The organism is Blautia sp. MSK17_66 (assembly GCF_020538025.1).
GTDB lineage: Bacteria > Bacillota > Clostridia > Lachnospirales > Lachnospiraceae > Blautia_A.
In genome coordinates this window covers 87849-97449 of the sequence record NZ_JAJBNQ010000016.1, presented here as the reverse complement: position 1 = coordinate 97449, position 9601 = coordinate 87849, and the positions used below count along the sequence as shown (strand labels likewise).

9 protein-coding genes are annotated in these 9601 nt (G+C 45.3%); all 9 read left to right on the top strand.

From position 1 onward, the window contains the following. The first annotated feature begins 91 nt into the window (after positions 1-91). Entirely contained in the window at positions 92-949 is an 858-nt protein-coding gene (locus tag LIR34_RS10155; protein WP_161286530.1) for a Cof-type HAD-IIB family hydrolase, read from the top strand. A gap of 401 nt (positions 950-1350) precedes the next feature. After that, positions 1351-2835, top strand: coding sequence for an anthranilate synthase component I (gene trpE / locus LIR34_RS10150; RefSeq protein WP_173902676.1), 1485 nt, complete (start codon positions 1351-1353; stop codon positions 2833-2835). After that, positions 2832-3407 carry an anthranilate synthase component II gene (locus LIR34_RS10145; protein ID WP_161286533.1) on the top strand — a complete coding sequence of 192 codons (576 nt, stop codon included), beginning with the start codon at positions 2832-2834 and terminating at the stop codon, positions 3405-3407. The genes trpE and LIR34_RS10145 overlap by 4 nt, the downstream gene beginning before the upstream one ends. Before the next feature lie 34 nt (positions 3408-3441). Beyond that, complete coding sequence (gene trpD, locus LIR34_RS10140; RefSeq protein ID WP_161286535.1) at positions 3442-4452, top strand: anthranilate phosphoribosyltransferase; 1011 nt, start codon at positions 3442-3444, stop codon at positions 4450-4452. A gap of 88 nt (positions 4453-4540) precedes the next feature. After that, positions 4541-5377, top strand: coding sequence for an indole-3-glycerol phosphate synthase TrpC (trpC, locus tag LIR34_RS10135; protein WP_173902675.1), 837 nt, complete (start codon positions 4541-4543; stop codon positions 5375-5377). Positions 5378-5414: 37 nt separating this feature from the next. Next, on the top strand, positions 5415-6044 hold the full coding sequence (locus LIR34_RS10130) for a phosphoribosylanthranilate isomerase (protein WP_161286537.1): 630 nt from the start codon (positions 5415-5417) through the stop codon (positions 6042-6044). 50 nt (positions 6045-6094) lie between these two features. Next, positions 6095-7279: a tryptophan synthase subunit beta gene (gene trpB / locus LIR34_RS10125; protein WP_161286538.1), complete on the top strand. Its 1185-nt coding sequence runs from the start codon at positions 6095-6097 to the stop codon at positions 7277-7279. After that, complete coding sequence (gene trpA, locus LIR34_RS10120) at positions 7272-8048, top strand: tryptophan synthase subunit alpha (protein WP_161286540.1); 777 nt, start codon at positions 7272-7274, stop codon at positions 8046-8048. Before trpB ends, trpA begins: the two co-directional genes overlap by 8 nt. Before the next feature lie 704 nt (positions 8049-8752). Continuing rightward, positions 8753-9571 carry a helix-turn-helix transcriptional regulator gene (locus LIR34_RS10115; protein ID WP_161286542.1) on the top strand — a complete coding sequence of 273 codons (819 nt, stop codon included), beginning with the start codon at positions 8753-8755 and terminating at the stop codon, positions 9569-9571. Positions 9572-9601 lie beyond the last annotated feature (30 nt).

The window sequence follows — 9601 nt, the reverse complement described above, 5'->3', positions numbered from 1 at the left end:
GCATACACGAAGAAACAGTAAGCGGTATTCGTGAGAATCCGCATTATCTCGATGTAAGTATGTTTAATCACATTTTGAGTGGCAGAAAATTATGTCCATTAAACTTATCGCCAGTGACCTGGATGGAACTCTGCTGACCGACAAAAAAGAACTTTCGCCAGGGACAAGAAAGGCTCTTGATATGGCGGCAGCACAAGGGATTTATATTGTTCCGGCAACGGGCAGATCTTTTGAATCAGTGCCGGAAATGATCCGGGAATATCCGGGAGTGAAATATCTGATCACTGCCAACGGAGGAGCTGTTTATTCGGCAGAAGCCGAGAAACGTATTTATCAGTGTCTGCTCAGCCCGGAATCTGTGGATGCAGCGATTGCCGTGAGACAAAGAGAAAAAATTGTCATGGAGGCGGTTATTGATGGCATTCCCTATGCGGAGGAGGAGTATGTAAAAGATCCGATCCGTTATCTTGCGACGGAATACGGTGCGAAATATATCAGGGCGACGAGAAGACCGGTGAAGGATATTCTGCAGTTTGCAGCAGAGCACAAAGCGGAACTGGACAGTATTTCTTTTGTATGCAGTCATGAGGACAGAGAGCGATTGTATACATCACTGAGAGAAGAGATTCCGGATGTTTATGTGACTTCTTCTGTGTCAAACCTTCTGGAGATCGGTCATAAGGATGCCGGAAAGGGCAAGACACTTCTATGGCTTCTGGGACATCTTGGAATCGCGGCGGAGGAAGCAATGGCTTTTGGCGATGCAGATAATGACAGCAGTATGCTGGAAGTTGTGAAATATGGCTTTGCGATGGGAAATGCGACAGAAAACTGCCAGAAAGCTGCCGCATATGTAACAGGCACCAATGAAGAAGATGGAGTCGCGGAAGCAATTTTGTCTTTTCTGTGTGCAGGTAATATTTTGTCGCATATAAAATGCGAAATATGATGAACCCTATTGACAATTGGAAAAAATAGTGGTATTTTATAGAAAATAATTTAGCTAGTTAAACCGTTGAAGCGGAGATAAAGGCAGTCATGCGCGCACAGAGAGTCCGGGAGGGTGAGAGCCGGGTAGAAATGCAGGTTGTCAAATGGACCGCTGAGGGCGCAGGGAAAGATTAGTTCGAGTATTCTGCGACGTGAGGCATACGTCAGTTGCCGGGAATATGCAGGTATTCCGCAAAGAGCACGGGTCGTTCCGTGAATCAAGGTGGCACCGCGGGTGAATTTTAATGCTCGTCCTTGACAGAGATCAGTTTCTGTCGTGGACGGGCTTTCTTTTTACCAAAAAGTCTGTGATGACAGAATGGAGTAAGGAAACTGACACCATATGAGGAGGTAAGATCCATGTATCCTACGATGGAAGACATCAGGAAAATCGCAGCAAAAGGACAGTACAAAAGAGTTCCGGTATGTCGGGAACTATATGCAGACAGATATACTCCTGTGGAGATGATGAGAACTCTCAGGGAGGCAAGCAGACATTGTTATCTGCTGGAAAGTGCAAGTCAGACAGAGGTATGGGGACGTTATTCTTTCCTGGGATATGAGCCGGTCATGGAGATTACCTGTACAGACGGAATTATGAAAATCCGCAGGACTGAAGGTGCAGATAAAGAAGAAATTACAAAGCAGGTGGCACATCCGGGAGATACCTTAAGAGAGATATTAAAGGAATATAAGAGCCCGGTCATGGAGGATATGCCTCCATTCACCGGTGGTCTGGTAGGATATTTTTCTTATGATTATATCAAATACAGCGAACCGAAGCTGAAGCTTGGAGAGCATGAGGATCCGGATTTCAGAGATATGGATCTGATGCTTTTTGACCAGGTGATCGCCTTTGATCATTACAGACAGAAGGTACTTCTGATCACAGGAGTCATGCTGGATGACCTGGAAAATTCTTTTCGGAAAGCAGAGCAAAAGCTTCAGGAAATGGCAGATCTGATCCGTAGTGGAAAGAAAGCAGAGTTTCCGCCGCTGCAGCTGGATTCAGAGATCAGACCGCAGTTTCCAAAAGAAAAATACTGTCAGATGGTGGAAAAAGCAAAACATTATATTCACGAAGGAGATATTTTTCAGGTAGTACTTTCCAACCCGATGAGAGCGAAGGCAGAGGGCAGCCTGTTTGATACCTACAGGGTTTTGAGAGCAACAAATCCATCCCCGTATATGTTTTATTTTTCCAGTGATGACATCGAACTGGCAGGTGCTTCGCCGGAAACACTGGTCAAACTTGAGAACAAAAAACTCACTACATTCCCTCTGGCAGGTACCAGACCGAGGGGTAAAACAAAGCAGGAAGACCGGGAACTGGAAGAGGGACTTCTGAAAGACGAAAAAGAACTTGCGGAGCATAATATGCTGGTGGATCTTGGTCGAAATGATATCGGAAGGATCAGTAAGATCGGAAGTGTAAAAGTAGAAAAGTATATGAGCGTGGAGCATTTTTCACAGGTCATGCATATTGGTTCCACGGTAGCCGGTGAGATCCGCGAGGACAGAGATGCGGTGGATGCGGTAGATTCCATCCTTCCGGCAGGAACACTTTCCGGAGCACCCAAATTCCGTGCCTGCCAGATTATTGAGGAGCTGGAGCAGAGTAAAAGAGGAATCTATGGTGGCGCGATCGGTTATCTGGACTTTGCAGGAAACCTTGATACCTGTATTGCAATCCGCCTCGTGTACAAGAAAAAAGGTGAGATATGTATTCGCTCCGGAGCAGGAATCGTGGCAGACAGTGTTCCGGAAAAGGAATTTGAGGAGTGCTGCAACAAGGCAAGAGCCGTAGTTCTGGCAATCAATAAGGCACAGGAGGGATTGGAATGATCGTACTGATCGATAATTATGACAGCTTTTCCTATAACGTATTTCAACTGATCGGTTCTGTCGAACCGGACATCAAAGTGGTTCGAAACGATGAATATACCGTTGAAGAAATAGAAAAAATGAAGCCGGAGGCACTGATCCTTTCGCCGGGACCGGGAAAACCCTCCGATGCGGGAATCTGCATTGAGGCTATCAGATACTTTGCAGGAAAGATCCCGATCCTTGGAATCTGTCTGGGACATCAGGCAATCTGTGAAGCCTTTGGCGGTCGGGTTTCTTATGCAAAAGAGCTGATGCATGGAAAGAAAAAAACAATCTACACGGTTGGAAAAAGTAAAATTTTTGAAGGTCTGGGAGACAGTTTCCAGGCGGCCAGATACCATTCACTGGCTGCTGTGAGAGAGGAACTTCCGGAGGTACTTAAGGTCACAGCAGAGGCAGAAGATGGAGAAGTCATGGCGGTAGAACATACAGAATATCCTGTTTATGGAGTACAGTTTCATCCGGAATCTGTCATGACACCCGATGGAAAATTAATGATACAGAACTTTATGGCAACTGTTCACAGGTAATACAGCTACAGAATATAGTCAGGGAGGTAGTAAGATGATCAAAGAGTCAATCATAAAACTTTCAAAAAAAGAAGATTTAACATATCAGGAAGCGGAGACAGTTATGGATGAGATCATGAGCGGACAGGCAACACCGGTCCAGATGTCTTCTTATCTGACAGCTCTTTCCATGAAGGGGGAAACTATTGATGAGATCACAGCTTCCGCAGCAGGAATGAGAGCACACTGCATTAAATTACTGCATGATCTTGATGTGCTGGAGATTGTGGGAACCGGTGGTGATGGAGCAAATTCCTTCAATATTTCCACAACCTCTTCCCTGGTGATCGCAGCAGGCGGCGTGCCGGTAGCGAAGCATGGAAATCGTGCAGCATCGTCAAAAAGCGGGGCAGCAGATGTTCTTGAGGCTCTTGGAGTGAATATTACAATCCCGCCGGAAAAGAGTGCGGAATTGCTTAAAAAAATCAATATCTGCTTCCTGTTTGCACAGAATTATCATATTGCAATGAAGTATGTGGCACCAATCCGTAAGGAACTTGGAATCCGCACCGTGTTTAACATTCTTGGACCTCTGAGTAATCCGGCAGGAGCAAACATGGAACTGATGGGCGTGTTTGATCAGGCTCTTGTGGAACCGCTGGCACAGGTTATGGCGAAGCTTGGCGTGATCAGAGGAATGGTGGTTTTCGGACAGGATAAGCTGGATGAGATTTCCATGAGCGCACCAACCTCCGTATGTGAGATCAGGGACGGATGGTTCCAGTCCTATGAGATTACACCGGAACAGTTTGGCTACACCAGATGCTCCAAGGAAGATCTGGTTGGAGGAACTCCGGCAGAAAATGCAGAGATTACCAGAGCAATTTTAAAGGGGGAAGAGAGAGGACCGAAGCGTCAGGCGGTCTGCCTGAATGCAGGTGCGGCACTTTATATTGCAGGTAAAGCGGAAAGTATGGAGGCCGGTGTCCGTATGGCTGAAGAGCTTATCGACAGTGGCGCGGCATTGAAGAAGCTGGAAGAATTTATCCAGGCTTCCAACGAATAAGTGCTATAATAAGAGAATCAGTATATTTATTTCTGCCTGGCAGAAGAAAGTGCTGAAATTCACGTAGTATAAGAAAAGGAAAATTATCATGAACATCTTAAACGAGATTGCCGAAAAGACAAGGGAGCGTATCGAAAAGGACAAGAAAGAAATGCCGAGAGAGGATCTGATCCGTGAGATCCGGCAGAAAAAAGTCCAGATGCTGCTCAATCCACTGACTCAGTCTGAGACAGCAAAAACGCCGCACAGCTTTTACCAGGCATTAAAAAAGCAGGGAATGTCCTATATCTGTGAAGTAAAAAAAGCTTCTCCTTCTAAGGGACTGATCGCACCGGATTTCCCGTATCTGGAGATTGCAAAGGAATATAAAGAAGCCGGAGCAGCAGCAATCTCCTGTCTGACAGAGCCATTTTATTTCCAGGGATCTGACCAGTATTTATGGGAGATCGCATCGGAAGTAGACATTCCGGTTCTGAGAAAGGATTTCGTAGTGGATGATTACATGATCGTGCAGGCAGCCGCTTATGGAGCTGCAGCTGTGCTTCTGATTTGTGCACTTCTTGATGACAGACAGCTTCGTGAATATCGGGAAATGGCAGAGGATCTGGGCATGGATGCACTGGTGGAGGCACATGATGCAGAGGAAGTGGAGAGAGCCTTAAAGAGTGGAGCAAGGATCATTGGTGTCAATAACCGTGATCTCAAAACCTTTGAGGTGGATATGGAAAACAGTATCCGACTTCGTAAACTTGCCCCGGACGATGTGATCTTTGTATCGGAGAGCGGCATCCGTACTGCAGAAGATATCCGAAAGCTGCATGAAAACCGGATCGAAGCGGTTCTGATCGGAGAAACCCTGATGAGAAGTGCGGACAAAAAAGCAGCACTGGAAGAACTGAACGGAGCACCGTTAACAGAAGAATAAAAGTAACTATTCAGAACGGTTACAAATAAAAACAGATATGACAATAGAAAAGCATACAAAAACCAAAATCAAAATATGTGGGCTCAGGCGCAGGGAAGACATTCTTGCAATCAATGAAGCAAAGCCGGATTACTGTGGATTTATTATAGAATTTCCGCGAAGTTTCCGGAGCATAACAGCAGATAAAGCCAGAGAACTGGTGAGAGAACTTTCGCCAAAGATCCGTGCAGTTGGAGTATTTGTGAATGCACCGATGGAACTGGTGAGAGATCTTTTGAATGACGGGACACTTGCACTTGCACAGCTTCACGGACAGGAAGATGAGTCCTATATCAGGGAATTAAAGAAAACAGTGGAGAAGCCGGTCATTAAGGCATTTTCTGTGAAGACAAAAGAGGATATAGAGAAGGCAATTTTAAGTCCGGCGGACTATATCCTTCTGGATCAGGGCGGCGGAGGAACGGGAAAGACGTTTGACTGGACTTTGATACCGGAGATCCGAAGAGAGTTTTTTCTTGCAGGAGGGCTTGGCACAGAGAATCTGAGGCAGGCAATCCGGGAAATCAGACCATATGCTGTGGATCTGAGCAGCAGTGTGGAGACAGATAAGTGGAAAGATCCGGAGAAAATCCGGCAGGTTGTGGATATTGTGAAAAAAAGTGTGTAAATAAATTACAGGGAAATGCTGTGATTTGAAGAACATAGAGGAGGATACCAATGTCAAAGGGAAGATTTGGAATACATGGAGGGCAGTACATTCCGGAGACACTGATGAATGCAGTGCTGGAACTGGAAGAGGCTTATAATCACTACAAAGATGATCCGGAATTCAACCGGGAACTCACGGATTTGCTGAATAACTATGCAGGTCGTCCGTCCCGTCTGTATTATGCAGCACATATGACGGAGGACCTGGGCGGTGCCAGGGTTTATCTGAAGCGTGAGGATCTGAACCATACAGGTGCTCATAAGATCAACAATGTTCTGGGACAGGTCCTGCTTGCCAAAAAGATGGGAAAAACCCGTGTTATTGCAGAGACAGGAGCCGGCCAGCATGGTGTTGCAACCGCGACAGCAGCTGCTCTTATGGGGATGGAATGTGAAATCTTCATGGGAAAAGAAGATACGGAACGTCAGGCTTTAAATGTCTACAGAATGCGTCTTCTGGGAGCAAAGGTAAATGCGGTTACATCGGGAACGGCAACTTTGAAGGATGCTGTTTCTGAGACCATGAGAGAGTGGACAAATCGTATTGCGGATACGCATTATGTTCTTGGTTCAGCCATGGGTCCTCATCCATTCCCGACGATCGTCCGTGATTTTCAGGCGATTATTTCCAAAGAGATCAAAGAACAGATTCTTGAAAAAGAGGGGAAACTTCCGGATGCTGTGTTGGCCTGTGTCGGCGGCGGCTCCAATGCGATCGGAACTTTCTATAATTTTATTGAGGACGAGGGTGTTCGTCTGATTGGCTGCGAGGCAGCAGGACGAGGCGTGAATACGGCTGAGACGGCGGCAACGATCGCAACCGGAAAGCTTGGTATCTTCCATGGAATGAAATCCTATTTCTGTCAGGATGAATATGGTCAGATCGCACCGGTATATTCTATTTCCGCGGGTCTGGATTATCCTGGAGTCGGACCGGAGCATGCACATCTTTATGATATCGGACGTGCGGAATATGTGCCTGTGACAGATGATGAGGCGGTTGAAGCGTTTGAATATCTTTCCAGAACCGAAGGTATTATTCCGGCAATCGAGAGTGCGCATGCAGTTGCTTATGCGAGAAAGATTGTGCCGCAGATGAGCAAAGATCAGATTGTTGTAATCACTATTTCCGGACGTGGAGACAAGGACTGTGCGGCAATCGCACGTTACAGAGGGGAGGATATCCATGAATAAGAGAATTACTGAGGCATTTGCGAAGGGAAAAGCATTTATCCCGTTTGTTACCTGTGGGGATCCATCTCTGGATGTTACTGAAAAAATTGTATATGCTATGGAAGATGCAGGAGCTGATCTGATCGAGCTTGGTATTCCGTTTTCTGATCCTACAGCAGAGGGACTTGTTATCCAGGGAGCAAATCTGCGTGCCCTGTCTGGTGGAGTTACCACAGATAAAGTTTTTGAAATGGTGGAAAAAATCCGTAAAAATACCAGTATCCCGATGGTGTTTATGACTTATGCGAATGTTGTTTTTTCCTATGGGACTGAGCGTTTCTGCAAGAAAGCTGCAGAGGTTGGGATGGATGGAATGATTCTTCCGGATGTTCCGTTTGAGGAAAAAGAGGAGTTTGCATCTGTTGCAGAGAAGTATGGTCTGGATCTGATTTCGCTGATTGCACCAACTTCTCATGAGAGAATTTCTATGATTGCAAACGAGGCGGAGGGTTTTGTTTATTGTGTATCTTCGCTTGGAGTTACCGGTATGCGAAGTCAGATTACTACGGATATCGGGGCTATGGTAGATCTTGTCAAAGCTCAGAAAGATATCCCGTGTGCTGTTGGATTTGGTATTTCTAATCCGGAGCAGGCGAAGAAGATGGCAGCTCAGGCAGATGGGGTTATTGTGGGATCGGCGATCGTGAAGCTGTGTGAAACTTACGGAGCTGACTGCGTGCCGTATATCCGAGAGTATGTGAAATCTATGAAGGATGCGATAAAGAAATAAAGGATTCCCGGTGAGATGGAATAGGAAATAATCGAACTCCAGGAAGGTCGTTTTATGAATCATCCTCTGGATTTGTCTCAATTCAGAACTTCTAAGGTACCGTGGTGTACAGAACTTTGCTAAGAACGATACAGAAAAATGCTGAACTCGCTGACGCTCAGACAGCAGCATTTTCTGTATCAACGCAAAAACCTGTACAACCAGGAACCTTTACGAAGTTCTTCAGGCGAGACTGCACCAGAGGATGATTATAAAACTTCTTGACTGGATTTTTTTATTTTCCTTCCATCTCGCCGTACTTTATCTGAAGCTGGGAATGTGGTGACATACAGGAAGTAGTAAAAGCTAGGACAGCATAAAGCACGTTGAGGGTGTTTTGTCCATTGGTAACATACAGGAAGTTTGGTATTCATGTGCAGGGACAGGAAATGTCTGCGAGGCTTTCGTCATGACGTGCAGGCAAGCTGCCGGCATCAAGCCCATTGTTTGAGGCGAAGCCGAGTTTGGGCGACTGCCGGCAAATAAGCGCATGCACGGAATAGAAAACGCAGCATTATTTTATGTACCTGCACATGATATACCATCTTCCGTCATATATCATTATCATATATTCTGCTTCCGTCATATACCAATTCATGTTATGATATAAAAATGATAAGTAACAGTAGAAGTAAAATATCATATACGGATGAGAGGGGTATAGCATGGAATTCCAGCATGAACTGGTGATCCCGGATGAGGGACTGCCTTTTAAATTTTTCCTGTTTGAGGGTAGTCAGGGAAATTATGTAAGAGAGAAACACTGGCATACGTCAATTGAGATTTTTGCTGTCATGGAAGGATCTCTGACATTTTATCTGAATGAAGAGGAACATCCGCTCAAGGCAGGCGAGCTGATGATCATTAACTCAAATGAAGTCCATTCAATCAATTCGCCGGAGGAAAATCATACGGCAGTGCTTCAGATTCCCCTGAAACAGTTCGAGGATTATTTTACCGCACATCGTTTTATCCGGTTTGCCGGAAGTATCCCACAGATGGATACAGAATTATCAAATCTGGTTCAGGAAATGTACCGCTTATATATAAAAAGAGGAAGCGGATATGAATTCAAGATCCGTTCATTTTATTATGATGTATTGTATCTTCTGGTCAATCATTATCGTCTGGACGAGGCCGGAGAGCAGGAAGTACGCCATAGCCGCCGCCTGGATGCACTTGCAAGGATTACTTCCTATATGAGAGAACATTACCAGGAAGAACTTAAACTGACTGAAATTGCGAATATGTTTGGATATTCAGATGCATATTTATCCAGGATGTTTCAGAAATATGCAAATGTCAATTTTAAGACATATCTTCAGGACATTCGCATGACTTATGCGTACCGAGAACTTCTCAATACAGATAAGACGATCAGCCAGATCGCACTGGATAACGGATTCAGCAGCAGTCGGGCGTTTACAAGAGAATTTCAGAGACGCTACGGTATTTTGCCAAGCGAACTTGGACGAACAAAATAAGATAAAAAACAGGTAGTCATTAAACTGCCT

Bases quoted from the DNA above. Each gene is read 5' to 3' on its own strand.
- LIR34_RS10155 (WP_161286530.1), top strand. From the start codon at position 92: ATGTCCATTAAACTTATCGCCAGTGACCTGGATGGAACTCTGCTGACC.
- trpE (WP_173902676.1), top strand. From the start codon at position 1,351: ATGTATCCTACGATGGAAGACATCAGGAAAATCGCAGCAAAAGGACAG.
- LIR34_RS10145 (WP_161286533.1), top strand. From the start codon at position 2,832: ATGATCGTACTGATCGATAATTATGACAGCTTTTCCTATAACGTATTT.
- trpD (WP_161286535.1), top strand. From the start codon at position 3,442: ATGATCAAAGAGTCAATCATAAAACTTTCAAAAAAAGAAGATTTAACA.
- trpC (WP_173902675.1), top strand. From the start codon at position 4,541: ATGAACATCTTAAACGAGATTGCCGAAAAGACAAGGGAGCGTATCGAA.
- LIR34_RS10130 (WP_161286537.1), top strand. From the start codon at position 5,415: ATGACAATAGAAAAGCATACAAAAACCAAAATCAAAATATGTGGGCTC.
- trpB (WP_161286538.1), top strand. From the start codon at position 6,095: ATGTCAAAGGGAAGATTTGGAATACATGGAGGGCAGTACATTCCGGAG.
- trpA (WP_161286540.1), top strand. From the start codon at position 7,272: ATGAATAAGAGAATTACTGAGGCATTTGCGAAGGGAAAAGCATTTATC.
- LIR34_RS10115 (WP_161286542.1), top strand. From the start codon at position 8,753: ATGGAATTCCAGCATGAACTGGTGATCCCGGATGAGGGACTGCCTTTT.